The sequence below is a fragment of the Pantoea sp. Ap-967 genome (genome assembly GCF_011752565.1).
Classification (GTDB): Bacteria; Pseudomonadota; Gammaproteobacteria; order Pseudomonadales; family Pseudomonadaceae; genus Aquipseudomonas.
This window is the reverse complement of record NZ_VWXK01000004.1, coordinates 1-26,504: the sequence shown is the minus strand read 5'-3', so window position 1 is coordinate 26,504 and position 26,504 is coordinate 1. Positions and strand designations below refer to the sequence as shown.

The 26,504-nt window shown below is 60.3% G+C and carries 25 protein-coding genes; 18 read left to right on the top strand and 7 right to left on the bottom strand.

What is annotated here, in order from left to right; translation table 11 throughout:
* The first annotated feature begins 274 nt into the window (after positions 1-274).
* Together alaC and F3J45_RS05855 are read left to right on the top strand one after the other, a co-directional pair.
* The gene (gene alaC / locus F3J45_RS05860; protein ID WP_167058775.1) at positions 275-1,483 is read left to right on the top strand and encodes an alanine transaminase; all 1,209 of its coding nucleotides are present in this window, start codon (positions 275-277) and stop codon (positions 1,481-1,483) included.
* Positions 1,484-1,634: 151 nt separating this feature from the next.
* A complete protein-coding gene (locus F3J45_RS05855; RefSeq protein ID WP_167058772.1) occupies positions 1,635-2,018 on the top strand; it encodes a YkgJ family cysteine cluster protein in 384 nt (127 codons plus the stop codon).
* 27 nt (positions 2,019-2,045) lie between these two features.
* Here F3J45_RS05855 and F3J45_RS05850 read toward each other — a convergent pair whose 3' ends face one another.
* Positions 2,046-2,501 (bottom strand): transposase, encoded by a 456-nt coding sequence (locus tag F3J45_RS05850; RefSeq protein WP_167058769.1) that lies wholly within the window; start codon positions 2,499-2,501, stop codon positions 2,046-2,048.
* Between the two features lie 379 nt (positions 2,502-2,880).
* Between F3J45_RS05850 and F3J45_RS05845 the strand changes: the two genes are divergently transcribed.
* The 6 genes from F3J45_RS05845 (at position 2,881) to F3J45_RS05820 (ending at position 8,520) form a co-directional block, all read left to right on the top strand.
* Positions 2,881-3,444: a GNAT family N-acetyltransferase gene (locus F3J45_RS05845; RefSeq protein ID WP_167058766.1), complete on the top strand. Its 564-nt coding sequence runs from the start codon at positions 2,881-2,883 to the stop codon at positions 3,442-3,444.
* The gene (locus F3J45_RS05840) at positions 3,441-3,998 is read left to right on the top strand and encodes a hypothetical protein (protein ID WP_167058763.1); all 558 of its coding nucleotides are present in this window, start codon (positions 3,441-3,443) and stop codon (positions 3,996-3,998) included. Before F3J45_RS05845 ends, F3J45_RS05840 begins: the two co-directional genes overlap by 4 nt.
* Positions 3,999-4,009: 11 nt before the next feature.
* Positions 4,010-4,387 carry a lysozyme inhibitor LprI family protein gene (locus F3J45_RS05835; RefSeq protein ID WP_167058760.1) on the top strand — a complete coding sequence of 126 codons (378 nt, stop codon included), beginning with the start codon at positions 4,010-4,012 and terminating at the stop codon, positions 4,385-4,387.
* A gap of 65 nt (positions 4,388-4,452) precedes the next feature.
* Positions 4,453-4,974 (top strand): sigma-70 family RNA polymerase sigma factor, encoded by a 522-nt coding sequence (locus F3J45_RS05830; RefSeq protein ID WP_167058757.1) that lies wholly within the window; start codon positions 4,453-4,455, stop codon positions 4,972-4,974.
* Positions 4,971-5,933, top strand: coding sequence for a FecR domain-containing protein (locus F3J45_RS05825; protein WP_167058754.1), 963 nt, complete (start codon positions 4,971-4,973; stop codon positions 5,931-5,933). Before F3J45_RS05830 ends, F3J45_RS05825 begins: the two co-directional genes overlap by 4 nt.
* A gap of 82 nt (positions 5,934-6,015) precedes the next feature.
* A complete protein-coding gene (locus tag F3J45_RS05820) occupies positions 6,016-8,520 on the top strand; it encodes a TonB-dependent receptor (protein WP_167058751.1) in 2,505 nt (834 codons plus the stop codon).
* 129 nt (positions 8,521-8,649) lie between these two features.
* Here the strand turns inward: F3J45_RS05820 and selD are convergent, their stop codons facing one another.
* A complete protein-coding gene (gene selD, locus F3J45_RS05815; protein ID WP_167058748.1) occupies positions 8,650-9,684 on the bottom strand; it encodes a selenide, water dikinase SelD in 1,035 nt (344 codons plus the stop codon).
* 127 nt (positions 9,685-9,811) lie between these two features.
* Here selD and F3J45_RS05810 point away from each other — a divergent pair, with 127 nt between their 5' ends.
* The 5 genes from F3J45_RS05810 to F3J45_RS05790 all read left to right on the top strand — a co-directional run bounded on the left by F3J45_RS05810 (position 9,812) and on the right by F3J45_RS05790 (position 13,601).
* Entirely contained in the window at positions 9,812-10,666 is an 855-nt protein-coding gene (locus F3J45_RS05810; RefSeq protein ID WP_167058745.1) for a putative selenate ABC transporter substrate-binding protein, read from the top strand.
* Entirely contained in the window at positions 10,663-11,460 is a 798-nt protein-coding gene (locus tag F3J45_RS05805; protein ID WP_167058742.1) for an ATP-binding cassette domain-containing protein, read from the top strand. Before F3J45_RS05810 ends, F3J45_RS05805 begins: the two co-directional genes overlap by 4 nt.
* Positions 11,454-12,281, top strand: coding sequence for an ABC transporter permease (locus tag F3J45_RS05800; RefSeq protein WP_167058740.1), 828 nt, complete (start codon positions 11,454-11,456; stop codon positions 12,279-12,281). The genes F3J45_RS05805 and F3J45_RS05800 overlap by 7 nt, the downstream gene beginning before the upstream one ends.
* On the top strand, positions 12,278-13,045 hold the full coding sequence (phnE, locus tag F3J45_RS05795; protein WP_167058736.1) for a phosphonate ABC transporter, permease protein PhnE: 768 nt from the start codon (positions 12,278-12,280) through the stop codon (positions 13,043-13,045). The genes F3J45_RS05800 and phnE overlap by 4 nt, the downstream gene beginning before the upstream one ends.
* 259 nt (positions 13,046-13,304) lie before the next feature.
* Positions 13,305-13,601, top strand: coding sequence for an addiction module antidote protein (locus F3J45_RS05790; protein ID WP_167058733.1), 297 nt, complete (start codon positions 13,305-13,307; stop codon positions 13,599-13,601).
* Here F3J45_RS05790 and F3J45_RS05785 read toward each other — a convergent pair.
* Both F3J45_RS05785 and F3J45_RS05780 read right to left on the bottom strand, forming a co-directional pair.
* Entirely contained in the window at positions 13,598-14,077 is a 480-nt protein-coding gene (locus tag F3J45_RS05785; protein ID WP_167058729.1) for a GNAT family N-acetyltransferase, read from the bottom strand. The genes F3J45_RS05790 and F3J45_RS05785 overlap by 4 nt on opposite strands.
* Positions 14,078-14,192: 115 nt before the next feature.
* Positions 14,193-14,816 (bottom strand): trypsin-like peptidase domain-containing protein, encoded by a 624-nt coding sequence (locus F3J45_RS05780; protein WP_205300418.1) that lies wholly within the window; start codon positions 14,814-14,816, stop codon positions 14,193-14,195.
* Between the two features lie 472 nt (positions 14,817-15,288).
* On the opposite strand from F3J45_RS05780, the gene F3J45_RS05775 reads away from it, so the two are divergent.
* The 4 genes from F3J45_RS05775 (at position 15,289) to F3J45_RS05760 (ending at position 21,129) form a co-directional block, all read left to right on the top strand.
* A complete protein-coding gene (locus F3J45_RS05775) occupies positions 15,289-16,623 on the top strand; it encodes a Fic family protein (RefSeq protein ID WP_167058726.1) in 1,335 nt (444 codons plus the stop codon).
* A gap of 507 nt (positions 16,624-17,130) precedes the next feature.
* A complete protein-coding gene (locus F3J45_RS05770; RefSeq protein ID WP_167058723.1) occupies positions 17,131-17,640 on the top strand; it encodes a sigma-70 family RNA polymerase sigma factor in 510 nt (169 codons plus the stop codon).
* Positions 17,641-17,643: 3 nt separating this feature from the next.
* Entirely contained in the window at positions 17,644-18,582 is a 939-nt protein-coding gene (locus F3J45_RS05765; RefSeq protein WP_167058720.1) for a FecR domain-containing protein, read from the top strand.
* Positions 18,583-18,699: 117 nt separating this feature from the next.
* Entirely contained in the window at positions 18,700-21,129 is a 2,430-nt protein-coding gene (locus F3J45_RS05760; RefSeq protein ID WP_167058717.1) for a TonB-dependent siderophore receptor, read from the top strand.
* 417 nt (positions 21,130-21,546) lie between these two features.
* Here F3J45_RS05760 and F3J45_RS05755 read toward each other — a convergent pair whose 3' ends face one another.
* The 3 genes from F3J45_RS05755 to F3J45_RS05745 are packed head-to-tail and all read right to left on the bottom strand — an operon-like array spanning position 21,547 to position 24,898.
* The gene (locus F3J45_RS05755) at positions 21,547-22,452 is read right to left on the bottom strand and encodes a plasmid partitioning protein RepB C-terminal domain-containing protein (RefSeq protein WP_167058713.1); all 906 of its coding nucleotides are present in this window, start codon (positions 22,450-22,452) and stop codon (positions 21,547-21,549) included.
* Positions 22,449-23,345, bottom strand: a complete 897-nt coding sequence (locus F3J45_RS05750; protein WP_167058710.1) for a ParB/RepB/Spo0J family partition protein — start codon at positions 23,343-23,345, stop codon at positions 22,449-22,451. Before F3J45_RS05750 ends, F3J45_RS05755 begins: the two co-directional genes overlap by 4 nt.
* Positions 23,345-24,898, bottom strand: a complete 1,554-nt coding sequence (locus F3J45_RS05745) for a recombinase family protein (RefSeq protein WP_167058707.1) — start codon at positions 24,896-24,898, stop codon at positions 23,345-23,347. Before F3J45_RS05745 ends, F3J45_RS05750 begins: the two co-directional genes overlap by 1 nt.
* 623 nt (positions 24,899-25,521) lie before the next feature.
* Between F3J45_RS05745 and F3J45_RS05740 the strand changes: the two genes are divergently transcribed.
* Positions 25,522-25,731, top strand: a complete 210-nt coding sequence (locus F3J45_RS05740) for a hypothetical protein (RefSeq protein ID WP_167058704.1) — start codon at positions 25,522-25,524, stop codon at positions 25,729-25,731.
* Positions 25,732-26,504: the final 773 nt, after the last annotated feature.

The following is a 26,504-nucleotide window of genomic DNA, read 5'->3' as shown; positions in this document are numbered from 1 at the left end:
CGAGGTGCCTGCTTCACGAAAACCCGGCCATGTACCGGGTTTTTTTATGGGCGTTATCCTGTGCAGCCCCTGTGGGAGCGGGCTTGCCCGCGAAGAGGCCGGCCCTGAAAACGTAAACCTCTGATTTTCAAAAAATAAGACTAAAAAATCATAACAAAACAGGAAATTGCCCTTTACACACATCCTCTTTCGGCACTATCTTCTGACTTAGGCCGCCACACAGCAGCCAGCGTCGCTCGGACGGTTCCGGGCGCTTACGTCTCCAGAGGAAACCATGGCCAATCCAGGTTCGCCGCGCCGTTTTGCGCGCATCGATCGTCTTCCCCCCTACGTCTTCAACATCACCGCCGAGCTCAAGATGGCCGCCCGCCGCCGTGGCGAAGACATCATCGACCTGAGCATGGGCAACCCCGATGGCGCCACCCCGCCGCACATCGTCGAGAAGCTGGTGCAGGTTGCCCAGCGCGAAGACACCCATGGCTACTCCACGTCCCGCGGCATCCCGCGCCTGCGCCGGGCCATCTCCAACTGGTACCAGGAACGCTACGCGGTCGATATCGACCCGGAAAGCGAAGCCATCGTCACCATCGGCTCGAAAGAGGGCCTGGCCCACCTGATGCTGGCCACCCTCGACCAGGGCGACACGGTGCTGGTGCCCAACCCCAGTTACCCCATCCATATCTATGGCGCGGTGATTGCCGGTGCCCAGGTGCGTTCCGTGCCGTTGGTGCCGGGCGTGGACTTCTTCAACGAGCTTGAGCGGGCGATTCGCGAGTCGATTCCAAAGCCCAAGATGATGATCCTCGGCTTCCCGTCCAACCCCACCGCCCAGTGCGTGGAGCTGGACTTCTTCGAGCGCGTGGTGGCCCTGGCCAAGCAGTACGATGTGCTGGTGGTACACGACCTGGCCTATGCCGACATCGTCTACGACGGCTGGAAGGCCCCGTCGATCATGCAGGTGCCGGGCGCCAAGGACATTGCGGTGGAGTTCTTCACCTTGTCCAAGAGCTACAACATGGCCGGCTGGCGGATTGGCTTCATGGTCGGCAACCCTGAGCTGGTCAGCGCCCTGGCGCGGATCAAGAGCTACCACGACTACGGCACCTTCACCCCGCTGCAGGTGGCGGCCATCGCTGCGCTGGAGGGCGACCAGCAGTGTGTGCGCGATATCGCCGAGCAGTACCGCCAGCGCCGTAACCTGCTGGTCAAGGGCCTGCACGAGCTGGGCTGGATGGTCGAGAACCCCAAGGCGTCGATGTACGTCTGGGCGAAGATTCCTGAGCAGTACGCCCACCTGGGTTCGCTGGAGTTCGCCAAGAAGCTGCTGGCCGAGGCCAAGGTGTGTGTGTCGCCGGGCATCGGCTTCGGCGACTATGGCGACGACCATGTGCGCTTCGCCCTGATCGAAAACCCAGACCGCATTCGCCAGGCGATTCGCGGCATCCGCCAGATGTTCCGGGCCGATGGCCTGAGCCGCAAGTAATGCATTACCCGGGCCTGCTGCGGTGGGCCCGGCTAATGCCGATCAGCGGCCAACTATTTTTGCTGTACCCCTCTTCTCAGCCGAGCTGGCTTCGATTACAAATGGCGCGCGGGCCCAGCCCCGATAACAACAACCTTCCCTCCGTGCCATCATGTCCGAATATAACCCTTGCCTTGACTGCGGCGCCTGCTGCGGGTTTTTCCGTGTGTCCTTCTTTTGGGGTGAATGCCAGTCTGCCGGCGGTGTGGTGCCGGATGACCTGGTGGTGCAGATCAACCCGACGCGGGTCGCGATGATCGGCACCGATGCCAAGCCTTGCCGCTGCGTCAGCCTGCAGGGTGAGATTGGCCAGGAGGTGGCGTGCACCATCTACGCCAACCGCTCCAGCCCCTGCCGCGAGTTCGACGCGTCGTGGGAGGGTGGGGTGCACAACCCCAGCTGCGACGATGCACGAGCGGCCTACGGGCTGCCACCGCTGACCCCGCCGGAGGCCAATGAGCCGCATTGGCCGGATGATGGGGCAGAGGTGGCCTGATCTGGCGGTTACGTGTTCGCGGCGGCATCACAGCCATAGTGCGTCCCAATGTGAATAATGCCTGACACTTGTAACCAGCCCGGCTCGCACGGGGTTCATGATGATGTACCGCGCTACCGCTTGCACATCCTCGTCTTTGCGCAAGGCGTGGTCATGGAAGCCCCTTTGCCAGAGCTGTCCAGATTGATGGTTGTGGTGGTTTATCATCATGGTGCTGCGTGATTTCACTCTGCGCATAAGCCGCATCAGGCTGATTGGGCCGAGCTCGATCAGCCAGTGGAAATGATCGGGCATCACTACCCAGGCAAGTGATCTGACCGCGCCTTCTTCTTGCGCTTGGCGCAATGCGCCCACCAACAGTCGGGCCGACCGTAAATCCCGGAAAATTCGTCTTCTCGACTGAGTGATGCTGGTGAGCAGGTACAGTCGGCTGGTTTCTGAAAAACGGCCTAATCGCAGGTGCCTTGCGTGGGGACGATCCATGTTCCCTTCCTCGTGATGGTTTGTTCTTTAGGCTATAGCGGTTGGAGTAGGGTGGTTTGGGGGATTTGGTTCGTGGTGTTTCGGGCGGTGGGCAGGGAGATTGCGTCAGGGCCACCAGGTGCCTGCCACAATATCTTCAGCGCCTGAGAGATCGAGCGCCGCCCGCGCGGCGCATCGCAGGCAAGCCTGCTCCTACATCTGTTTCGGGCCAGTGCTCATGTGGCCACCGCGCGCGGCCCTTTGTAGGAGCAGGCTTGCCTGCGATGCGCCGCGTGGGCGGCGCTCGATGTGCGCATCAACACACCCCTCAAGACATACCCCCACGGTCTCCACATGACGTTAAACTGTCATCTCCCCAGCAATGGACAGGAGATCCGGCGTGACCCCACCCCGCAGTTTCCCCACTGACCTCTGCCTCGACAGCCCGCGCCTGCAATTGCGCCCCATGCGCCATGCCGACGCCGCGCAATGGCTGGCGATCATGGCCGACCCCGAGGTCATGCGTTACTGGCACCACGCACCCTGGCAAAACCTGGCCGAAGCCGAAAGCGCCCTGGCCGCCGACCGCGAAGCCTACGCCAATGGCGACCAGCTCAAGCTGGGCATGTATCGCCGCGACAACGGCGAACTCATCGGCATGGTCCAGCTGTTCAATATCGATGACATCTCCCGCCGCGGGGAGATCGGCTACTGCCTGGCCAGCGCCGTGCAAGGCCGTGGCTACATGGACGAAGCGCTGACCTGCTTCATCGACTACCTCGCCCACACCTTGCACATGCGCCGCCTGGAAGGCGAGATCGACCCACGCAACCAAGGCTCGGCCCGTACCCTCGAACGCCAGGGCTTCGTGCTTGAAGGCACGCTGCGCGCACGCTGGTGCGTGGCCGGCGAGTTGTCCGACTCGGGCCTGTATGGCCTGCTGCTGGAGCCCCCTGTCGCATGAGCCTGGGCGCCCGTTTACCGGCCTTCTACCTCACGCTCAGCCTGGCGCTGTACCTGCTCAGCCTGGCCTTCGACGGCGCCGTGATGACTGCTGGGCGCCATATGCCAGCGCTGCAGATGTTCCTATACGGCCCGTGGGGCATCCCCTTCGGCATGTTCCAGTGGTTTGCCAACCCGCTGTTGGCGGTGGCCATCCTCTGCCATCGGCGCCTGCGCAGGTTGGCCCTGCTGCTTGGCCTGGCCGCCTTGTACCTGGCCGCCAGCAGCTTCGGTATCGAGCGGCTGCCGGACAATATCAGCTACGAATTCACCCACCGCATCGGCTTCGGCGCAGGCTTCTACCTGTGGCTGGCGGCGATTGTGGTGTTCTGCGCAGGCCAGGCCTGGCAGTGCTGGCGCGCCCGCAGCAGTGCCGATGTACCGGCGTGGAACTGGCTGGATGTCGCGCTGGTTGCGGGGCTGGCGGTTACCGCCTATGCGGCGACCCAAATGCCAGCATTGCAATTCGAACCGGGCAGGGTGCTGATGCCGCCTGAGCCTGTACAAACGCTTTAGAGGGATGAGCGATGAAACATTACCTGATGGCCCTGGCCTTTTGCGCGCCGCTCGCGTTGGCCGACGACAACTCGCCGGCGTATGCCCAGTGCATGGACAAGGCCTCCAGTACAGTGGCCATGAGCGCGTGCATCCAGGCCGAAACCAAGCTGCAGGACGACCGCCTGAACCGGGTTTACAAACAACTGATGGCGAAGCTGGGCGCGGCACCGCAAAAGAGTCTGCGCGATGTGCAGCGCCAATGGATCGCGTATCGCGATGCCAATTGCAAGTTCCATGTGCAGGCCAGCGGCGGGACCCTGGCGCAATTGGAAGGTGGCATGTGCGTGCTGGACCAGACCCGCGAGCGGGCGGCGGAGCTGGAGCGAGTACTCAGCCCCGGGCAGTAGGTTGCATAGTGAGACGGCGAATAGCTACTATCCGGTAACAATTCTCACTTACGCCGCGGTGCACCATGCCTTCTGCCGACACCCCGTACCCGCTTGACCAGTTGTACAGCGAGCACCACGGCTGGCTGTTCGGCTGGCTGCGGCGAAAGTTGCGTTGCCCGCACAATGCCGCCGACCTGGCACAGGACACCTTCGTGCGTATCCTCGCCTCGCGCGATGCGCTGCTGAGCATGCGTGAACCGCGTGCCTTCCTGAGCACCACGGCGCGGCGGTTGTTGATCGACCGGGCGCGGCGCCAGCAGATCGAACAGGCTTACCTGGCTGAACTGGCGCTGGCCGCCGAGGCCCTGGAAGGGCACCAGTCGCCCGAGCAGGTTCATATCACCCTGCAGGCCCTGGAGCAGATCGCCTTTCTGCTGGAGGGCCTGCAGCCCAAGGCCCGCGAGGCCTTCGTCAGTTATTACCTGGACGAGTTGAGCCAACCGCAGATCGCCGAACGCCTGCAGATATCCACACGCATGGTGCGCAAATACCTGGCACAGGCCCTGGTGCACTGCCATCGCTCGATGGATTACGCCGAACCGTGAGCATCGAGGAACAAGCAGCCGAGTGGGTGCTGCGCCTGGGCGAGGGTGACCTGGATGCCGAGGAGCAGGTTGAATTCCAGGCTTGGCTGAATGCCGACCCCCGCCATCAGGCCACCCTGCAGCGCATGCAGGGCGTGGTCAGCCAGTTGCAGGCCCTGCGCCCGCAGCGCCAGCCGGTGGCGGCAGCGCTCAAGGTGGCGGCGCAGGGCGCCCGCCCGCCATCGCTCAGCCGCCGCGCTGTCATCGGCCTGGTGCTGGCGGCGTCGGTACTGGGCGCGCTGCCGTTCACCGGTGTCACCCCGCCCACCTGGTTCGCCGACTTGCACACGGAACCTGGCGAGTGGCGCAGCGAAGTGCTGGCCGATGGCTCGCACCTTACCCTGGCCGGCAACGCCGTGGTCGATGTGCAGTTCACCGCCAGCGAGCGGCGTATCCGCTTGCGCCAGGGGCAAATTCTGATCGAAGTGGCCCATGACGCGGCGCGGCCATTGTTGGTGCTGACAGAAGAGGGCAGTTTCCGCGCCCTGGGCACTCGCTTTGTGGTCAGCCGTAGCACTGGGCGCAGTGAGCTGACCATGCTCGAATCGCGGGTCGAGGCCCGTAGTGCGGTGTCTGGCGACCAGTTGGTGGCCGGGCGCGGTGAGCGGGCCTGGGTTGCCCGCGATGGCCTCGGGCCGTTACCGGCGGTTGACCCGCAACGGGTCGAGCAGGCCTGGCAACACCACCAGCTGGTGGCCGACGGCGTGCCGCTGGACCAAGTGCTCGATGCACTGGCCGCGCAACGTCGAGGCGTGTTGCGCTTCGACCGCCAGGCGATGCAGGGGCTGAAGGTGTCGGCGGTACTGCCGTTGGATGACAGCGAGCGCGCCCTGCGCTTGTTGGCCGAAGCGTTGCCAATTCGCATTGGCGGCGTGGGGCGTTGGTGGACCACGGTCGAGCGCCTGCCCCAAGTGCAGTGAAATTCACGGTTCCGCTTTTTTGGCATGGCCCGTCAAACAAGAGGCCAACACCCTAAAAGACAAGCAAAGGAGCCGTTCGATCATGCGCCGATTCACAGGCCAACCCTCCCTCAGCCCGCTGGCGCTGTGCCTGCGCCTGGCCTGCGCCGGCCTGGTGCTGCCAGCCCTGGCCCTGCCCGCCGTGGCCGAGGAAGCTGCCCGCCGCAACTTCGATGTACCGGCGGGCAACCTGGCCCAGGTGCTCGGCCAGTTCGCCCAGCAGGCCGGCGTGCCGCTGGCATTTCCGTCCGAAGCCTTGGCCGGCCAGCACAGCGCGGGCCTGCAAGGGCTGTATTCGGTCGACAGCGGCTTTGCCGTGCTGCTGGCCGGCAGTGGCTACCGCAGCGAGCGCAGCGGCAATGGCTACCGCCTGGTGGCCGAGCCGCAGGCTGCAGCCGGTGGCGAAGTCGTGGAGCTGAGCGCCACCACCGTGGCGGGGCAGGGCATGGGCGAAAGTACCGAGAACACAGGCTCCTACGCCCCGGGGCTGATCAGCGTGGGCTCCAAGAGCCCCACCAGCCTGCGCCAGACGCCGCAGTCGGTGTCGACGGTGACCCGCCAGTTGATGGAAGACCAGCAACTGACCGACATCAACCAGGTGATGAAGGTGACCCCAGGCATCGTCACCCAGAGCACCACTTTCCGTACCCAGGACTTCTTCTCGCGCGGGTTCAGCATCCAGAACCTGCAGATCGACGGCGCCGCCCCCCAGTCGCTCGGTACTGCCATGGGCTCGTTCTACTCGTCGAACATCTTCGACATGGCCGAATTCGACCACGTCGAGGTGCTGCGCGGCACCTCGGCCTTGTACGGTGGCACCGGCGACCCAGGTGGCATCATCAACCTGGTGCGCAAGCGGCCCACCGCCTTCAACCAGCTCAAGCTGACCCTCTCGGCCGGCACCTGGGACAACTATCGCCAGGAAATCGACTTGTCCGGGCCGCTGGGTTGGGATGGCCGCCTGCGTGGGCGGTTGGTGCTGGCCAATACCGACCGCCAGTACTTCTATGACAACCGCGCCACCGAACGGCCCCTGGCCTACGGTGTGCTCGAAGCAGATGTTACCGACGACACCCTGCTTACCTTTGGCGCGCGTTACAACAAGGCCCACGAAACCGGCACCAACAACTCGCTGCCGCGCTACAGCAACGGTGCCGACCTGAACTTGCCACGGCACACGGGCCTGACGCAGAAATGGGCTTACCTCGACGCCACGGCGCGCGAATACTTCGCCAAGGTCGACCACCGCTTCAACGACGACTGGAAGCTCAACCTGAGCTACACCAACACCTGGGACCTGGGCCTGTTCAAGAGCGCCACCACCCTGAACGCGGTCAATGCCGCCACCGGCACCGGGGCGACCTGGTACGGCACCCGGGTTCGCCAGGAAAACGAACAGCAGTTGTACGACGGTAACGTTTCCGGCCACTTCCAGGCATTTGGCCTGGATCATGAAGTGGTGTTCGGTGCCGACTACCAGCGTATCGACAGCCGTTGGCAGGGCACGGCGCCGTTTGCCGCTTCGGGCGCGCCGGCCAACCTGTTCGACCCAGGCAGCACAGCGTTCGAAAACCCGGGCAATGCGCAGCCGTACCTGCGCGACTACAGCCCCAACTCGCAGCGCCAATATGGCCTGTACGGCAGCCTGCGCCTGCAACTGGCCGAGCCGCTGCACGTAATTCTCGGCGCGCGCGCCCAGCGTTTCCACTTCTGGCAAACCTACACCAATGCGCTGACCACGCCAGCGAGCGTTTCCAGCCCCGAGCAGCGCATCGGCACCAAGGTCACGCCGTTCGCCGGGTTGGTCTACGACCTGGACGATCAATGGTCGGCCTACGCCAGCTATGCGGAAATCTTCAAGCCGCAATCGAGCCGCCTGGCCGGCCCGGAAGGTTCGAGCACCGCGCTGGAGCCGATGACCGGCAAAACCTACGAGACGGGCCTGAAGGGTGAGCTGTTCAATGGGGCGGTGAACACCAGTGTGGCGCTGTACTACACCACCCGCGAAAACGAGGCGGTGCAGGACCCGGCCTACGCCTTCACCAGTGCTGGCTTCTCGGGCAGTTGCTGCTACGTCTCCACTGGCAAGGTGGTGAGCAAGGGTGTGGATGTGGAGATGTCCGGCGAGCTGCTGCCGGACTGGATGCTGGTGGGGGGCTACACCTTCAACCTCAACCGCAACCGCACGGCCGACTCGCCCCTGAGCACGGTGACGCCCAAGCACCTGTTCAAGCTCTACACCACCTACCGCCTGCCTGGCGTGCTCAGCGATTTCAAGGTGGGCGGCGGCGTGCAGGTGCAGAGCGCGACCTACACCAGTGGTACGGCGGTCACTGGCGGGCAGACGGTGGCGTTCGACTACCAACAGAGCGGCTATGCGATCTGGAATGCGTTGCTTGACTACCGGGTGGACGATCACTGGAACGTGACGCTCAACGGCAACAACCTGTTCGACAAGAAGTATTACGAGACGGTCGGGACTTCGACCTATGGCAACTATTATGGCGAGCCGCGTAACTTCATGGTGACCTTGCGCGGGACTTATTGAGGGCAGGGGACAAGCGCCGCTGCGCGGCGCATCGCGAGCTGCGCTCGCTCCTACGAGATCTGCGCAGGGTCGGCCTGGCCCCCCGTAGGAGCGAGCAAAGCTCGCGATGCGCCGCCCAGGCGGCGCGCTTCAGGCAACCTCCACCGCGTGCGCCTGTCGCCCCACCAACCGGCCAATCGGCGCCAGCTTCAGGCCCAGTTCAACCGCCACAGCCAAGAACTCCGCTTCCCCCTCCGGGGCCACGGCCACCAGCAGCCCGCCGCTGGTCTGCGGGTCGCACAGCAGATGTTTCTGCGCCTCGCTCAGCGCGCCGAGCTTGTGCCCGTAACTGTCGTAGTTGCGCAGGGTGCCGCCGGGAATGCAGCCTTCGGCCAGGTAATGCTCCACGCTCGGCAGACGCGGCACGGCGGCATAATCCAAGTGCGCGGTCAGGCCGCTGCCCTCGGCCAGCTCCACCAAGTGGCCAAGCAGGCCGAAGCCGGTGACGTCGGTCATCGCCTTGACCCCGTCGAGCTTGCCGAAACGGCTACCCGGTGTGTTCAGCCTACACATCCAGTCCCGCGCTACCCCCTGGTCCTGCTCACGCAGCCTGGCCTTCTTCTCGGCCGTGGTGAGAATGCCGATGCCCAGCGGCTTGGTCAGGTACAGGCGGCAACCGGCGGTTGCAGTGTCGTTGCGCTTGAGGTGGCGCTTGCTGACCACACCGGTGACGGCCAGGCCGAAGATCGGTTCCGGGGCGTCGATGGAATGGCCGCCGGCCAGGGGGATGCCCGCTTCGGCGCACGCGGCGCGGCCACCGCGAATCACTTCACGGGCCACTTCCGGGGCCAGCACATTGATCGGCCAGCCGAGGATGGCAATGGCCATCAATGGGTCGCCGCCCATGGCGTAGATATCGCTGATGGCGTTGGTGGCGGCGATGCGGCCGAAGTCGTAAGGGTCATCGACGATGGGCATGAAGAAGTCGGTGGTCGACACCACCCCGCGCTCGTCGTCCAGTGCGTACACCGCCGCATCGTCACGTGAGGCATTGCCCACCCATAGCTTCGGGTCCAGGGCCTGGGCGCCGCTCTCGGCGAGGATCACGTCCAGCACCTTGGGAGAGATCTTGCAGCCACATCCGGCACCGTGGCTGTACTGGGTCAGGCGGATCGGCTCGCTCATAAGCACCTCGCGAAGGGGTGAGTCGTTGCGCGAGTTTAGCAAAACTGGCCATCGCGCCCGGGCCTCTTATACTTCCCTGCGTCGGCACCACCGCCGGCTTCGTCTGCAACCGCCCCGGAGAATTGCCATGCTCAATCGCTCCCTGGCGCTGGCCGCCGGCCTTGTGCTGTCGTGCTGCGCCGTTGTTGCCCAGGCTGCAGAAACCTTGCGGGTCAGTGCCATTCCCGATGAGGCGCCGACCGAACTGCTGCGCAAGTTCGAGCCACTGGGCAAGTACCTGTCGCAGCAGCTGGGCATGGAGGTGAAGTTCGTGCCGGTGGCCGACTACCCGGCGGTGGTCGAGGCGCTGGCCAGCAACCGCCTGGACCTGGCCTGGCTGGGTGGCTTCACCTTCGTTCAGGTGCACCTCAAAGACCCCAGCGCCACGCCACTGGTGCAGCGCGAGCAGGACGCCCAGTTCACCTCCAAGTTCATCACCGCCAACCCCGAGGTGAAGAGCCTGGCCGACCTCAAGGGCAAGTCGTTCGCCTTCGGCTCCATCTCCTCCACCTCCGGCAGCCTGATGCCGCGCTACTTCATGCTCAAGGAAGACAACATCAAGCCTGAGAGCTACTTCAGCCGTGTGGCCTATTCCGGCGCCCACGATGCCACCGTGGCCTGGGTGCAGGCGGGCAAGGTCGACGGTGGGGTGCTCAATGCCAGCGTGTGGCAGAAGCTGGTCGATGCTGGCAAGGTCGATACCAGCAAGGTGAAAGTGTTCGCCACCACGCCGGCCTACTACGACTACAACTGGACGGTGCGCGGCAACATGGACCCGGCGCTCAAGGCCAAGATCAAGCAAGCCTTCCTCGACCTGGACCCGGCCAACCCGGAGCAGAGGGCCATCCTCGACCTGCAGGCGGCCAGCCGCTTCATCGAGACGCGGCCGGAAAACTATGTGGGCACCGAACAAGCCGCGCGTGAGGCCGGCCTGCTCAAGTGACACTGCATGTGCAGGGCGCGGGCCTGCGCCATGGCCAGGTGCGTGCGCTCGGCGCGGTGAGCCTGCGCATCGGCAAGGGTGAGCGGGTGGCGATCATCGGCCCCTCCGGGGCGGGCAAGTCCAGCCTGCTGCAGTTGATGGCCACGGCGTTGCAACCGAGCAGCGGCCAGTTGGAGGTGTTGGGCGAGCAGCCTTGGGCGCTGTCGGCCCGGGCACGCCAGCGCCTGCGTGCGCGAATTGGCCTGGTGCACCAGGCGCCGCCGCTGCCGCCACGCCAGCGCGTGGTAACGGCGGTACTGGCAGGGCGCTTGGGGCAGTGGGGCCTATTGCGCGGGTTGTTCAACCTGCTGCACCCGACCGATGTGCCTGGTGCGCGTCAGGTGTTGGCCGAGTTGGGGTTGGCCGAAAAGCTGTTCGTGCAGTGCGGGCAACTGTCGGGCGGGCAGTTGCAGCGCGTGGGTATTGCCCGGGTGCTGTACCAGCGCCCGGACTTGCTGTTGGCCGATGAGCCGGTGTCGGCGATGGACCCGGTGCTGGCCGAGCACAGCCTGGCGTTGCTCAACCGCCATGCCCAAGCCAATGGCGTCACTCTGGTGGCCAGCCTGCATGCTGTTGAACTGGCCTTGGCGCATTTCCCCCGAATCATCGGCATCCGTGAAGGCGATGTGGTGTTCGACTGCCCGGCCCAGGCGGTGACCGAGGCGTTGCTCGCGGGCTTGTACGCCAACGAGCAGCTGGCCTCGCCAACCGCAAGCCAGAGGGCTGCGGTGACAGTGCAGATTCCGCGATGCTGAAGGCCGGTGCCCGCGACCCTGCCGCCTGGCCGCGCCTGCTGTTGGCCCTGCTGGCGCTGGCGGTGTTGTGGCCTGGGCTGCGCTTGAGCGAACTGAACCCGTGGGTGCTGCTGCAGGCGCACAACCGTCAGCAGATCGCCAGCTTCACCGGCGCGTTCTGGCCACCGGCCCATGGCGATGAATTCCTCAAGCTGCTGTACGAAGCCACCTTGCAAACCCTGGCGGTCGCCACCGCTGGCATGGCCCTGGCGCTGTTGCTGGCGGTTCCGGCCAGCCTGCTGGCCAGCCGGGCGTTGTCGCTGCGTGCGGCCTCCCGGGGTGGCCATGCCGGGGTGTGGTCGCGGCTGCTGCGCCTGCCGGTGCGTGGCGTGCTGATCTTCCTGCGCAGCGTGCCGGAGATCGTCTGGGCATTGCTGTTCGTGCGTGCCGTTGGCCTGGGGCCAACCGCTGGGGTGCTGGCCATCGCCATCACCTACAGCGGCATGCTCGGCAAGGTTTACGCCGAGATTTTCGAGTCGGTCGACCAGCGCCCGGCGCATGCCTTGTTGCAAGCCGGCAGCGGGCGGCTGGCCGCGTTCTGCTACGGCATTCTGCCCAGTGCTTCGGCAGAGGTGGTGTCCTACACCGTGTACCGCTGGGAGTGCGCGGTGCGCGCTTCGGTGGTGATGGGCTTCGTCGGGGCCGGTGGCCTGGGCCAGCAGATCGACCTGTCCATGCGCATGTTCGCCGGTGGCGAGGTGGCAAGCATGCTGCTGGCGTTTCTGGGGCTGGTGCTGCTGGCTGATGGGCTGAGCCGCTTGTTGCGCGGGCGGCTGGCATGAACCGGGTGCTCAACCTGCTGGTGATCGCGGCCATTGTGGCGGCGGTGGTGGGCGCGTTCGGCTACTTGCAACTGGACCTGCACTCGCTGGTGGGGGACGGCGGCCTGGGGCAGATGGGCGAATATGCCGCGCGCTTCCTGCACCCGGACTTTTCTGCCGAGCACTTGCAGGCGGTGGCCGGGGGTACGTTGGAAACGCTGGCCATGTCGGGGCTGGGCACATTGTTGGCCATGCTGCTGGGGACGCTGCTGGCGTTGCCGGCTGCGGGGCGTTTCGGCGGGCTGCTGCAAGCGCTGTCGCGGCTGCTGCTCAATGCCCTGCGGGCCATTCCGGAGCTGGTGTGGGCGGCGTTGACCGTGCTGGCGGCGGGGCTGGGGCCGAACGCCGGTACGCTGGCGTTGGCCCTGCATACCTCGGGGGTGCTGGGGCGCTTGTTCGCCGAGGCGCTGGAGAATGCGCCGGTGGAACCCGTGGCGGCGATTCGCCTGCAAGGTGGCGGGCAGTTGGCGGCGTTCTGCTATGGCACCTTGCCGAACCTGTGGCCGCAATGGCTGGCCTATAGCTTGTACCGCTGGGAGAACAACATCCGCATGGCCAGCGTGCTGGGCCTTGTGGGTGCTGGTGGGCTGGGGCAGATGCTCTACACCACCCTCAGCCTGTTCCAGGAGGCCCAGGCCAGCACGGTGATCCTGGCCATGCTGGTGCTGGTATTGCTGGTGGATGCGCTGAGTGATGTACTGCGCCAGCGCTATGTGCGCGTCTGACCTGCGCGACCTCACCACATCCCCTCCACACGAGTATTTGCGTGCGATGGCGTCTTTCACACGGGAAACCTCGAAACCCAGGGCGTGAACACTCTGAGGTCGGAGGGGATTGAAGCTTCGAGGGGGAATGTTGCAAAGGATTTTATAGCGGAAGCACAGAGACAATTCTGACCACGTTTAAAGATCGCTCTGAATTCCCATTTCCTTTGAGGCGAGCCAGGCTGGAACCTGAAGCCAGAAAGCTGTTGGAGGATATGAAATGAGTGAAAAGCTAATTCCGTTCGATATGGCAGCCTTGCTGAACAGCGATGAGGCAATCAGCGAGTACCTTAGCCAAGTGCTATCGGACGGGGATACCGAAGAAATCATCCGGGCATTGGGCCATATCGCACGTGCGCGAGGGATGACCCAGATCGCCAGCGACAGCGGCCTGGGCAGGGAAAGCCTGTACAAAGCCTTGAGCCCGGGCGCAAAGCCTCGGTTCGACACCGTTCTGAAAGTCATTCGTGCCTTGGGTGTAGACCTTCTCGTACAGCCTCATGCCACCTCCCGCTAGCCCAATACCTGCTTCATTTGCACCAGCGCCACGCGGGTGCCATCCCATGTCTGGCGTTCTTCAACGCCAAACGGCACGAACCCCAGCTGTGGATAAAGCAGCAACCCTGCGGTGTTGTGGTTGAAGCACGACACCCACAACTCCCGTGCGGCGAACTGCTCGCGGGCCAGGTTGATCATGCACTGCACCAGGTAGCGGGCGACGCCATGCCCGCGTGCGGCAGGGGCCACCACCAGGTTGCCAAGGGCGCACACACCGCCGTGTTCGGCCTTGTAGAAGTTGGCAAAGCCCAGCACCAGGCCCTGGCCTTCGACTACGATGGAGGCGCTGCGCTGGGCGATGGCGTCGCTCAGTTGCAAGGGGGTGAGCGGGTAGGTGGCCTTGGGGAACATGTAGAACAGCTCGTCCGGGCCCTGGGGGAAGCAGCAGATCACGGGAATGTCGCCGGGCTGAACGGGGCGGTGGGTGAGGTGCATGGCAGATCCTTCTTCCATTGGGGGTTGGCGGCACCCGCGCAACCGGCAGGTGTGATGGCGTGGATTAATTGATAGCACACCGCCCCGCCCGCCGCGCCGTAGCCTGTCGTTTCCGTCAGGGTTTGCTCGCCACCGCCACGTAGCCCTTGATTGCAGCTGGCTTGCCATGGGCCTTGCCCTTGTGCGCCAGGTACTGGAAGCGGCGCCATTCCTTGTCGATTTCGCTGTACGACATGAACACGCTGACCCGCTGGGTGCCGGCCAGGTCCGGGCGGCTGCGGGCGTCGATGCTGTCCTTGGCGATGTAGGCGACGTTGATGCCCAGCACCTTGCCGTCTTCGCCGAACAACGGCCCACCGGACATGCCCTTGACGATCGGGCCATCGTGCACCGAATAGAACACGCTGCCCGGCGTGCCATCGAGGCGCACCAGGGACGCCAGGGTATGGCCCTTGCCCTGCATCGGCATCATGAAGCTGTTGAAGCCCACCGCCGTCACCGCCTCACCCGGAACGAACTGGCGCCACTGTGGCACCTTGCTGGCTTTGTGCTTGAAGAACACCACGTCACCCAGCCCTTCATGCACCACGTTGCGCAGGAATGGGGTGTGCTTGGCGGTGACGGCGTAGTCTTCGTTCCACTGAATGGCGCTGGCCATCAGCAGCATCGGCAGGGGGGCACCGGAGGTGACCACGAAAGCCTGGTCGTAGGCAGGGTTTGATTCAGTTGCGGTGGGCATTCCATTGCACCCGCTGAGCAGCATCATTGCTGCCATCCAGGGCGCGGTTTTAGTCATGGTTCACGCAGCGGTGGTGTGAAAGGGAGCGCAAATATGGCGAAGAGCCATCATTCTGGCAATACTTTATGTATATACCTGACGAGCGACAGCTTATTGCCACTATTGGTGGGCAGGCCAATTGAATGCGTGGATGGGAGCAGAGGGCGGTGGCGGGGGAGTTGGCGTCAAAAATGGCAGGTTGCGATTCCTATGTGGGAGCAACTGTCCTGCTCGCGCAATTGAACTGTGGGAGCGAGCTTGCCCGCGAACACGGGCGAAGCCCGTGCCATCCACTTCATCGCCTGCTTTCCGCCAACGCTTGTTGGGATGACTGGGCTGGGTTGAGCTCTATTGAGCTGCATTGAGCTGCATTGAGCTGCATTGAGCTGCATTGAGCTGCATTGAGCTATATTGAGCTGGATCCGGAGATACCATGACTTTACCCAACAAGATTCTGACCGAGTTGCGCCGTGGTCAGGCCCTCAGTTCTCGCGAATTGGCCGAACGCCTCGACGCGAGCTGGTCGACAGTCAAGCGCCATCTGGAACTCTTGCTGGATTCGGGCAAGGTCGAGCGCGAGAAAGATGGCCGTACCACACGCTATCGACAGGTCGCTGTTCCGCCGTCTGCTGGCACCACTACGCAATCAAATGGCTTCGCCGAGATCCCCTGGTCACCGCAAAGCCGCTCTCTGCGCGCCTCGCTGCTTCAGCCTTTGGCAATGCGCGAGGTGGTGACCTACCAGCGGGAATTGGTAGATAACTACCAACCGAATCACAGCGCATGGCTGCCCCGTAACCAGGCTGCCGCACTCGAAGTCGAGGGGCAGATGCGCGGCCAGCAGCCAGCAGGCACTTATGCCCGCAAGGTGCTGAAACCCCTGCTGATCGACCTGTCCTGGTCATCGTCGCGCTTGGAGGGTAACCGTTACTCCCTGCTCGATACAGAAAGGCTCTTCAAAAGTGGTGTCACGGACGGCGATCTGGACGCGGTCATGCTGCTCAATCACAAGGCTGCAATCGAATTCATGGTCGATGCGGTACCTGAATATGGCCTCAACTCGGCAGTGATCAGCAATCTGCACGCCTTGCTGATGCAGGACTTGCTGGCAGATGGGGCTGCGCTTGGCAGCATTCGCCAGACTGTCGTCAACATCAGCGGTACAACCTATTTTCCAACCCAGCTACCTTCGTTGCTGGAAGAAATGTTCGAGCGGGTGCTGGATAAGGCGAGGCAGATCAAGAATCCGATCGAAGCGGCCTTCTTCCTGTGGATAAACCTGGCATACCTGCAACCGTTCGAAGACGGTAACAAGCGCACGAGCCGGTTGGCAGCAAACATCCCGCTGATGCTCTACAACTGCTCGCCGCTGTCGTTCCTGGATGTCGACCCGCAGGACTACGCCCTGGCCATGATGGGTGTTTACGAGCAGCGGGACATGGCCATGGCGGCTGATCTGTTCGTTTGGGTTTATCGCCGCTCCATCAGTAAGTATGGCGTGATGATCGAAGCCATGGGGGTGCCTGACCCTGTTCGTCTTCACTATCGGGAGTGGTTGAACGAGGCGATCAATGCGGTGGTGCGCGAGCGTCTGACGGTGCGGCAGGTGGTGGGCGGGCTGGATCTGTCAGCAGAAGAAAAGGAGCAGTTTGAGCCGTTGTTGCGCAGTGAACTGAAGCTCCTGGCGTTGCATAACTGCGCTCGCTATCGGTTGAGCATGAAGCAGGTGAAGGCGTGGATTGATGCAGGTCGGCCTGGCGACCGTTGATGCCTGGGGTTTGGGCGGATTAATAACAGGCACAATTAGGCTGCAGTCGACCCATTGTGGAGGATCCATACCTGGGGTTTAGCGCGGTGTTCGGAAGTGTTCGCCGTGAATTTTTCAGCGCCTATGAGATCGAGCGCCGCCCGCGCGGCGCTTCGCGAGCTGCGCTCGCTCCTACGTTTGTTTCGGGCCAGTAACGCCTGTGCCAGTCGCGCGACCGTCTTGTTGGTGCGACGCAATATCGCGTCATGCGCCAAAGCCGTCGCGCGCAAGCCTCACAGGAATAACTGGCCCGAAATAGACGTAGGAGCGAGCGCAGCTCGCGATGCGCCGCGCGGGCGGCGCTCGATCTGATAGGCGCAGACGATGTCACGGTGAACCTCCGCAGCCCCTTTGGCGACGAAATGAGGGCAGGTTACAAGGCCAGCATTCTTCCCTGGCTTAACAAATTTCCGTATTGTTATGAAAGTGAGATTCATTTTCATATGCCACCGTCTCAGGTATTGAGCAATGCCCTCCGTTGACCCCTTGCAGCATCAGGCCGTTCAGTCCCTGTACGCCGAACACCACCCCTGGTTGTGCGCCTGGCTGCGCAAGCGGTTGGGGTGTTTTGATCATGCGCAGGATCTGGCGCAGGACACGTTCATTCGCGTGTTGCTGCAGCGCAAGGCACCGGAATTGCGGGAGCCGCGGGCGTATCTGAGCAGTGTGGCGCGCAGCCTGATGATCGACAGGTTTCGGCGTCGGGCCTTGGAACAGGCCTATCTGGAGACGTTGGCAGCGCGGCCCGAGGCGCTGGACGTTTCGCCGGAAGCGCGTCTTATGATCATCGAAACGCTGCTGGAAATCGACCGTATGCTCGACGGGCTCGGGGCGCGCACGCGAGAGATTTTTCTGTTGGCGCAGCTCGATGGCTTGAGTTACGTGGAGATCGGTAAGCAGTTGAATGTCTCGGTCAATACGGTCAAGAAACACGCGGTGCGGGCGCTGACCCATTGCCTGCTGGCGGCCGAGGCGTAGGGCATGGCGCTGGATCACGCGACCCTTGAGGCGGCGGCGCGCTGGTACGTGGAGTTGCGCTGCGATGAGTCGGACGAGTCCACTCACGAGGCCCACCGGCATTGGCTCAATGCCGACCCTTGCCATCGTCAGGCATGGGACCGGCTTGCGCGTTTGCAGGAGCGCTTCGAGCGGGTCGACCCTGGCCTTGCGCGACCGATGTTGCGCAGCGCGCGGGTCAAGCGGCGCGAGGTGCTGAAGGTGCTCTCGGTGCTGGTGGCGGCAGGTGGAACCGGCGCGGTGTCGTGGCGCATGACGCCACTGCCATCGCTGATGGCCGATGCGCACACCGCCAAGGGCGAACACCGGCGCTTGCAGCTGGACGATGGCAGCCAGTTGCACTTGAACACGGCCACGGCGGTGAACATTCGCTACAGCCCAACGCTTCGCGAACTGCAGTTGCTGCGTGGGGAAATCCTTGTGGAAACCGCGCGCGATGCGCAGGCGCGGCCCTTTGTCGTGCACACGCCGCAGGGCAGCATTCGGGCGCTGGGCACGCGCTTTGTGGTGTGCAGTGGCGATGACCAGACGAGGGTCTGCGTGCTGCAACATGCGGTCGAAGTGCGCCCGGCGAACCAGCTCTCGGCGGTGCGGGTGGAAGCGGGGCAGCAGGTGCTGTTTGGCCAGCGCGAAGTGGGTGCGCTGCAACCGGCCAATCAGCAGGTCGATGCGTGGACCCGCGGCATGCTGGTGGTCGACGACTGGCGCCTTCAAGACATGATCGGCGAGTTGCAGCGCTACCGGCCAGGCTATCTCGGCTGTGCGCAGGCGGTGGCGAACCTGCGCATTTCCGGCGCTTTCCACTTGGCCGATATCGATGCCTTGCTGGACAACCTGTCTTCGACCTTGCCGGTACGCATTCGCCATTTCACCCCGTACTGGACCCGCGTGGAGCCCGTGTGAGGGGGCATCGCAAAATATTTTTGGCGTGGGTGTTGTCGATTTGAATTCTCGTGCGACTTGGTAACAGAGGCGCGATTTGACGCCATCACTGACTGCCAAGGGGCGAAGGGAAAACGTATGTCTGCACGCAAGCCAACCATCAACAGACCTGACAGCTTGAGGCGCGCAGTGCGCCATGGGGTCATGAGCATCGCGCTGGGCGCGCCCGTGGTGGTGCTGACCCTCGCACCATCTGCCTGGGCCCAGGCTGCTGCCGACATGCGCTTCGACATTCCTGCAGGTTCGGTGGGTGCAGCGTTGGAGCAGTTTTCTGCGGTGTCGGGGGTGAACATTTCCTACGACCCACAGGCTGCACAAGGCCAGCGCTCGCCAGGGCTGCATGGCCGTTATGCGGTAGACGCAGGCCTGCGTCAGTTGCTGGCCGGCAGCAAGCTGCAAGCGGTATTGCTGGGCAACGGTAGCTACTCGCTGGTGCCGCTGGCAGATGCTGCAGTGCAGCTGAGCCCAACCAGTGTGTCGGGGAAAACCGTCGAGTCGGCGGCGGGGCCTGCCGAGGGCTACGTCGCCACCCGCAGCAGCTCGGGCAGCAAGACCGACACGCCGATCATCGAGACGCCCCAGTCGATTTCCGTGATTACCCGCCAGCAGATGCAGGCCCAGGGCGCGCAGACCGTGACCGATGCACTGCGCTACGTGCCAGGCGTGAAGGTCGAAGCCTACGGCCTGGACCCCAAAGGCTTCGACTGGCTGTACCTGCGCGGCTTCAACGGCCAGGCCAGCAGCGACTACCTCAACGGCCTGCGTCAGCAGAACAACAGCTACGCGTTCTTCCGCAGCGAGCCTTACGCGTTCGATCGAATTGACGTGGTGCGTGGCCCTTCGTCGACCTTGTTCGGCCAGGGTGATGCGGGTGGCATCGTCAACCGGGTCAGCAAAAAGCCTGAGGCCGATCACGTCAATGAAGTGCAATTGAGTGGCGGGAACCACAACCGTCTGCAGGGGCAGTTCGATGTGGGCGGCGCGTTGAGCGACGACCAGAGCCTGCTGTATCGCGTGGTGGGCCTGGCTCGCGATGCCGACACCCAAGTGGACTATGCGGACGGCCACGAGCTGCAGGACAACCGCCTGTACATCGCGCCGTCACTGACCTGGTCGCCGGACGAAGACACCAGCCTGACGATCCTCACGGACTTCTTGCGTGACCACAACGGCGGCTCGCTGTTTGCCTACAGCACGCCGAGCGGCCACACCACCAACATCCTGATGGGCGACCACAGCTTCAACCATTTCGATCAGGACCAGTACACCCTGGGCTACGAGTTCCGCCACCGCTTCAACGACACGTGGGAGTTTCGCCAGAACGCACGCTACGGCCAGGTCGACCTGATTTTCCAGAACCTTTTGCCCGCCGCCGTCAACCTCGACACCGGCAACGTCACCCGCATCGCCGACCGCTTCGATCAGCACATGGACACCTTCAACCTGGACAACCAGTTGCAGGCCGACTTCAGCACCGGGCCGCTGACCCACAAGCTGCTGATGGGCGTGGACTACACCTGGCAGGATGCCGACGTCACCCGCTGGCGCACCCGGGCGCCGACGCTGAACATCTACAACCCGCAGTACGGCATGAGCATCGCCCGCCCTTCGGCGGCCAACAGCCTGAGTTCGATCGACTACAACCAGACCATCCAGCAGGTCGGCGGTTATCTGCAGGACCAGATCAAGTTTGATGATCACTGGATTCTCACCGCGGGCGGCCGTTACGACTACGTGCGCAACGATCTCGACAATCACGTCGGCGCGTCGACCAATCAAAAGGACAACGCCTTCACCGGCCGACTGGGCCTGACCTACCTGACTGACTTTGGCCTGGCGCCTTACGTCAGCTACGCCGAGTCGTTCAACCCCAACACCGGCACCGACCGAAGCGGCAGCGCCTTCGAGCCGAGCAAGGCCCATCAATGGGAAGTCGGCGTGAAGTACCAGCCAAGCGATGCGATCCTGATGACCTTGGCGGCCTACGACCTGACCAAGACCAACGTCACCACGAACGAGATCGTGAACGGCGTGACGACGGGCTTCTCGGTGGCCTCCGGCGAGCAGCAGTCGCGGGGTATCGAGGCGGAAATCAAGGCGCGCCTGGACCAGAACTGGGACCTGCTGGCCTCGTACACCTACACCCACGCCGAAATCACCAAGAGCAACAACGGCGACGAGGGCAAGCGTCCGGCCAACGTGCCCAAGCACATGGCCTCGGCCTGGCTCAACTACACCTTCCACGACAGCCCGCTCAACGGCCTGAGCCTGGGTGCCGGCGCGCGTTACACCGGCGTGCTGTATGGCGACAACGCCAACACCTACCACATCGACAACTACACGCTGTTCGATGCTGGTGCCAGCTACCCGCTGAACAACAACGTGACCCTCTCGGTGAACGCGCAGAACCTGCTGGACACAAAGTACGTCGCCACCTGTGACGACTCCTACGAGTGCTACCCGGGCATGCGGCGTACGTTGCTGACCAGTGTGAAATATTCCTGGTAAAGCCTCCTGGCCTGCTGAGGCGAGCGCTCGTCTCGGCAGGTACTCGCGGAGCGATTGACGGGCAAGAGGCGGGGACGGAATCCCAGAAACCAAAAAGCCCGCAGTTAGCGGGCTTTAGGGGTGTTGCTTAGCCGTCGTTGGACGTCTATGTACAGCAGATGGTGCCCCGAGGGGAACTCATGGTTTAAATTATCTATTTGAATTAATTGAGATATTTTTGAGGTATATAAAAATGTGTACGGATAATTTAACGTTTGGCATGCTTTTTGATTTTTTTGGCGTTTAATGATTTTTCTTGGCACTGTATGGCAGATCTTCCGACAAACGGAACCATGGTTGACATGGCTTATATTTGATTAGTCAGAAAAAAATAGCGGTTTGTTATAAGAGATTTGAGTTTCTCAGATTTTGCTCTGATTACTCACGTTCCAAGCTTCTAGCGTCAGCCGTTACAACATCCATTATGCCTACCAGCTCACGCTCTAAATCAGGTTCGAAGCGCTGTAGGTAAGCAGATATTGCTTCGTTGCGCAGGAGTCTCGACAAGTAACCTTTGGCTACAACCAGCACTAGCATGGTTTCGCCCAATGTATCTTCAACCAATCGGTAGTCGTGATACAGCCTCTCCATTTCCCTCTCCATTTTTAGAATATTTTCGGCGGATACTCCTTCAGTTGAGTTTTTAGAATCCGTTAAATCCTCAGGCCTAGTAGCAGTTAACACCATTTGTGCATAACGGCCCGTATAGCAATTTGCCGAAATCATCATCTCGGCGACCTCAATTTGGCGCATCGGCTTCATTTTTCGCAGTATTTGGAACACGGGTTGCCCAACCATTCGCGTTTTCAGTAGATCTATTACTTCGGGTGCTATGCCTTTTAAAAGATTTTGACGCAGTCTAATACGATCAATGTTTACATTGAGGACTTCGGCAATTCTTTCGGCTGACACTCCTCTCTCGATTGCCTGGATGATCATCTTGCTTTCTTGGATTGGCGTCAGTCTATTTATCTGCCTATTGTATGTGAAACCTTCATCGTCTGTTGAGAGTAAGCAAAGTGCGTGTTCTGCTCCAAGTTGCTTTAATGCAGATAGTCGTAGGTGGCCATCAAGAATTAAATATTTTGGTGGTTGTCCGTTTGAGCTTACTGGCTCATGGTGAACAGCGAGCGGTTCAATAATTCCAAGTTCTCGAATGGATGCCAGGATTGAGAGGTATTTGGAAGTGCTAAGAGCGTTTGCTTGCACCATTCTAGATGGTAGCAACTGGGATATGGAAACAGTTATTAATCTGCTATCGAACGCATTTTTTACATCGCTCATGCTTCCCCCTTAACTCGTACTGCTAAGACTTGTGGCATGTCTTCAATCCCTTCACTTTTCAGTAAAGAGCAGAAATATTCGTCTGAGAGGAGCTTTCTCAGTGCAGTGACTACAAACAGCAGGCGTTGCTCGCCGATGTCAGCTTTTTTTACCATGAGTCTTTGCCGGCGAACCTCCGACTGATAAGCATTTAAGAGTTGGCGGGAAGTAGTTATTTTTTCGGGTCTTTTCTGATGGTTGAAACATTTTCCGGTGGCGCGTCGATTGTCAATCAAACGACGGACTTTCATTAGTTGCTCGCCTTTTAAAAGGCCATTTTCGTAGGCCTCAAGCATTGCGGCCTGAATTACAGTGTCGTCAGAGCGTGCAACTGTTATAGCAATCTTGATTGGTAGCCAGCCTTTTTCCACCGCGCTAATTAGCCGTTCTTCTCCCTGTCGTAATAGAATTAGAATTCCGCCGATGTAGTGAGGGTCTAGACAGGTTTTTTGTGAGATTTGCTTGGTGGAGTAACCTCGTTCATGTAGTGAGCTTATTGCGGCCAAGAGGTCGCGATTTGAATGCTTTCTTCTGGCTAAATTCTCAACTAGACTGATCAAATACCTGTCAGCTTCGCTGGCTGTTATGATGATGCAAGGTATGTTTCGTTCTCCGAGCACTTTGAAAGCCTCGAATCGCCCCTGGCCGCACACAAGGTCATAGCCTGATTCGGTTCGAACTACAGTTATTGGTCTTTTTAAGCCTAAATTCGCAATGTTCTCTACCAGTCTTGCAAAAACCTTCTTGTTTCGTTGTCGTGGGTTTATAATTCTTATTGACTCAACGGGGATTTTTTCAATCGCTGAGGCTCGTGCGACGTGCAGCGTCAATGGCGTCTCTTGAGGGGCGTTCATTATGCCGCGCTCAACAAGCTGAATCGTTTGCTTAGCGTGGACAAGATTTCCAGACTTTCAAAACGATATAGTTCCAGTTCGCGCGGATTCGAGTCGCCAAGTCTAAGATTAGGGGCAACCAAATCAATCATTGGGAAAAGGTAGTAATCTAGAATTTCTGTTTCGCCGGGTAGCATGCGGACAGCAACGGTAATGTCAGGGAAGAGACTAAAGTCAAAGCGCACCTGCCATCGCCTGCGCCCGGTAGCTACCTGTTGGCAGCGACAGAGCACAACGGAAACAGTAAACTCCTCGTTCACCAGTATCAGTTGTGTATTTGGATCTACGGAAATTCGACCACCTACAGCCTCAATTTGTTGTAGGGTATCAGAAAGGATTGCAGGGAATCGTTCGCGTAGATGTCGATTGGCCTCTATGTATCCATAATCTCTTGCTGGTTCGTACCCGATTAGTCGGTAACTATCAACAAGGCTTCCGAAGCGTTTTCTATAGCAGCTACTTGAGGGAAGGTCTTCCTGTTCATCTATAATAAGACCTGATAGGCAACCTCTTTGTTGAAATAACTCCTTTAAGCTTGAGAGCATTTCCTCATTGGACCAAAGCCGTGCGCGAGCTTGGATGATAGCTTGGGCAGCAATGAACAGGGAGTGATCAACTATCGCTGGAAATGCGGCGTCTGCCCTGATCCATTCATTCGTAGGGTTTGCCGTACGCGGCATTTTAAGCTTTGCTGATGTATGGTTCCATACATTGTTCCCTATGTATTTTTCGTTGACTAGTATTTGATGAACTACTCCGCGTGTCCAAGGCCTATTTAAGTCGGTAAGTATGCCGCGTTTGTTTAGTTTATCGGCAATTTCTTTTTCTGTTAGCGCTTTTTTTATGAATGAGTTGTATATTTCTAGAATTATTTCTTGCTCAGGGGCCGGGCCGGGAGCAAGAACTACCCTGTCAGTTTGAAGGCTTTTGTACTCCTTGTGACTTAGAGTTGCTTTGGGTTTTCCTGTTTGGTCTATCAATTGCCGACGCAAGCCATATCCTGCAGTGCCACCTTGCCGGTAACCTAGTTGAATTAAACGAGACTGTCCGGCAAATACTTTTACAGACAGCTCTCGGCTGTATTCTCCAGCCATCATTCGCTTAACGCTTTTTATTATGCTGGATACAGGAGAGCCATCATTGACAAATTGTTCCGCGCAGTACTCTACTCGCACTCCGGCCTGCCGGCAGCGTACTTCATAGCTTGCACTGACATCGGGGTCTTGAAAACGCCCCCATCGGCTTACGTCATAAACGAGAACAGTCGAAAAATCATTATTGTTAAATTCTACGTCCGATAGCAAGTGCTGAAGCGCTTCGCGTCCTTCAAGGCTAAGTCCACTTTTCCCGGAGTCCGTGTAAATTTTCACAATGTTAAGATTATGTGTCTGCGCATAAATTTTGATGGTGTCCAATTGGTTTTCTGTAGAATATTGCTGATGCTCCGTCGACATCCGGACATAAGCTGCCGCCTTTTTATTAGCTTCTGCGCTAAACGATGTGACTTGTCGCATTGGCGGACCTATCTGGTGGTTTCTGCCGCACCGGTACAGAAATGGCAGGCTTTCGGTATGCCTTTCTGCAATCATCGAATAACAAATTTAGGAAGTGGAGGTGGAAAAATGATCGCGAAAATGGGCATTTCATTTCCTCTTAGCACAGATGTCTATGCTCACGCTTTAGCATCCGCGCTTTTGGATGAGCTCGGAGCATCGCATCGTGCTATCAAAACGCTGCGAAACTGGACTAGTGCGAGTGAGAGAACTGCAAAAAATTGGCTGGCTGGTAACAATGGCCCTAGCGGGCTGCATTTGATAGAGATCATGAGGCACTCTGATAGGGTCCTTCATACCGTGCTTGAGTTGGCGCAAAGGAAATCCATGGTTGCGGGAGTCCTGCTACCTGCCTTGAGGCAGCGCTTGCTTGACACTGCTGAGCTGATTGATGCATGCCTTGGGCCTAGCTCGCACCCATCAAGTCATGAGGGTTGAGATGGTAGGTGGTAGGTACGTCAAGCAGTTACGGGCAGCTATCCCAAGACGCCTAGTGGCCTTGCACTGAGGCTTGATATCGCCTTTGATAGTTGGAAGGTCTTGGTGTGTACTTAGGATCTTGACGATTAAGGTGGGTGCGGGACATGAAACGAACCATAGAAGGCATGGCGTTAGCTGGCGAACCGCTTCTGCAGCAGGCGTTAGGAGCAATCAGAGCTCATCGCAAAGCCGTCGAGCGTGGAGCTCCTGAGGATGAAGTTGATAAATTGCGCCTTATGGCTGATTCGCTTTTTCAGACAGTCGTGGACTACCAGCTTTTTAAAGCTGGCGGGCTGTCGGAACCGTTCCACTAAGGAGCATGATGCTAAATGCCTAATCCACCTGTAATCCTGTATCCAGATCATCCCGCGTACAGTGACGCTGTAGAAGCCATGCGTCGCTGGCAGGAAGCCAAGGATGCTGGAGCACCTGTCGTGGAGGTGGAGCGATTGAGGCAGATCGCAGAGTCAATGTTCCAGTCTGTCACAGACTATCAGCTTCGAGCTTTTGGGCTACCTGGTGGTCCTGTGCATTGAGCAGGCCGTCGAAGAGCGGGGGCTTCACATCACTTTCTATTTCAAGTCAGCCAAGTCCTCTCCATGCGTTGTTCAATCAAGCGTATCGTTAGTAGGTAGTAATAGCGGGTAGGCGCTGAGTGACGCGTTAAGTGATGAGCCAAGATCCACACGACATGCTTTCGCTTCCAATTCCACGGATTTTCTCTCCCCCATCGATCGTAAATCGCTGCTTGGATAGCTATTGCCTGCCTGATATGCCTATTACGAGTGGCCGGAGCGCCGCTTAGAACCCCTTCAAGGAAGATTGACATGTCAAATGACTTAGCCACGTACGCCTCCTATGTAGGCCGCTACCACATCGATTCGTCCATGCCCTAGCTCAAGGCTAATTTGTTTGCGGGCTTGGCTATCCAGTTGGCGATTCGTCAGTGAGAGCGACCCACCGTAAGCGTCCAGGGAAGTCACATTGCGATGGCCTAGCTGCAACCCTTTTAGGGGTGAGGTCACTGCCTCGTCCAAACCATAGTCTGAACAGTAATATGCGGATGACTTTCCAATGGCTCCCATTC

What these genes read in the sequence shown, in the direction of transcription:
- alaC (WP_167058775.1), top strand. Translation starts at nt 275, where the DNA reads ATGGCCAATCCAGGTTCGCCGCGCCGTTTTGCGCGCATCGATCGTCTT.
- F3J45_RS05855 (WP_167058772.1), top strand. Translation starts at nt 1,635, where the DNA reads ATGTCCGAATATAACCCTTGCCTTGACTGCGGCGCCTGCTGCGGGTTT.
- F3J45_RS05740 (WP_167058704.1), top strand. Translation starts at nt 25,522, where the DNA reads ATGAAACGAACCATAGAAGGCATGGCGTTAGCTGGCGAACCGCTTCTG.
- F3J45_RS05750 (WP_167058710.1), bottom strand. Translation starts at nt 23,345, where the DNA reads ATGAACGCCCCTCAAGAGACGCCATTGACGCTGCACGTCGCACGAGCC.
- F3J45_RS05800 (WP_167058740.1), top strand. Translation starts at nt 11,454, where the DNA reads ATGCTGAAGGCCGGTGCCCGCGACCCTGCCGCCTGGCCGCGCCTGCTG.
- F3J45_RS05775 (WP_167058726.1), top strand. Translation starts at nt 15,289, where the DNA reads ATGACTTTACCCAACAAGATTCTGACCGAGTTGCGCCGTGGTCAGGCC.
- F3J45_RS05840 (WP_167058763.1), top strand. Translation starts at nt 3,441, where the DNA reads ATGAGCCTGGGCGCCCGTTTACCGGCCTTCTACCTCACGCTCAGCCTG.
- F3J45_RS05760 (WP_167058717.1), top strand. Translation starts at nt 18,700, where the DNA reads ATGTCTGCACGCAAGCCAACCATCAACAGACCTGACAGCTTGAGGCGC.
- F3J45_RS05820 (WP_167058751.1), top strand. Translation starts at nt 6,016, where the DNA reads ATGCGCCGATTCACAGGCCAACCCTCCCTCAGCCCGCTGGCGCTGTGC.
- F3J45_RS05830 (WP_167058757.1), top strand. Translation starts at nt 4,453, where the DNA reads ATGCCTTCTGCCGACACCCCGTACCCGCTTGACCAGTTGTACAGCGAG.
- F3J45_RS05765 (WP_167058720.1), top strand. Translation starts at nt 17,644, where the DNA reads ATGGCGCTGGATCACGCGACCCTTGAGGCGGCGGCGCGCTGGTACGTG.
- selD (WP_167058748.1), bottom strand. Translation starts at nt 9,684, where the DNA reads ATGAGCGAGCCGATCCGCCTGACCCAGTACAGCCACGGTGCCGGATGT.
- F3J45_RS05790 (WP_167058733.1), top strand. Translation starts at nt 13,305, where the DNA reads ATGAGTGAAAAGCTAATTCCGTTCGATATGGCAGCCTTGCTGAACAGC.
- F3J45_RS05835 (WP_167058760.1), top strand. Translation starts at nt 4,010, where the DNA reads ATGAAACATTACCTGATGGCCCTGGCCTTTTGCGCGCCGCTCGCGTTG.
- F3J45_RS05810 (WP_167058745.1), top strand. Translation starts at nt 9,812, where the DNA reads ATGCTCAATCGCTCCCTGGCGCTGGCCGCCGGCCTTGTGCTGTCGTGC.
- F3J45_RS05755 (WP_167058713.1), bottom strand. Translation starts at nt 22,452, where the DNA reads ATGAGCGATGTAAAAAATGCGTTCGATAGCAGATTAATAACTGTTTCC.
- F3J45_RS05770 (WP_167058723.1), top strand. Translation starts at nt 17,131, where the DNA reads ATGCCCTCCGTTGACCCCTTGCAGCATCAGGCCGTTCAGTCCCTGTAC.
- F3J45_RS05785 (WP_167058729.1), bottom strand. Translation starts at nt 14,077, where the DNA reads ATGCACCTCACCCACCGCCCCGTTCAGCCCGGCGACATTCCCGTGATC.
- F3J45_RS05850 (WP_167058769.1), bottom strand. Translation starts at nt 2,501, where the DNA reads ATGGATCGTCCCCACGCAAGGCACCTGCGATTAGGCCGTTTTTCAGAA.
- F3J45_RS05745 (WP_167058707.1), bottom strand. Translation starts at nt 24,898, where the DNA reads ATGCGACAAGTCACATCGTTTAGCGCAGAAGCTAATAAAAAGGCGGCA.
- F3J45_RS05780 (WP_205300418.1), bottom strand. Translation starts at nt 14,816, where the DNA reads ATGCCCACCGCAACTGAATCAAACCCTGCCTACGACCAGGCTTTCGTG.
- phnE (WP_167058736.1), top strand. Translation starts at nt 12,278, where the DNA reads ATGAACCGGGTGCTCAACCTGCTGGTGATCGCGGCCATTGTGGCGGCG.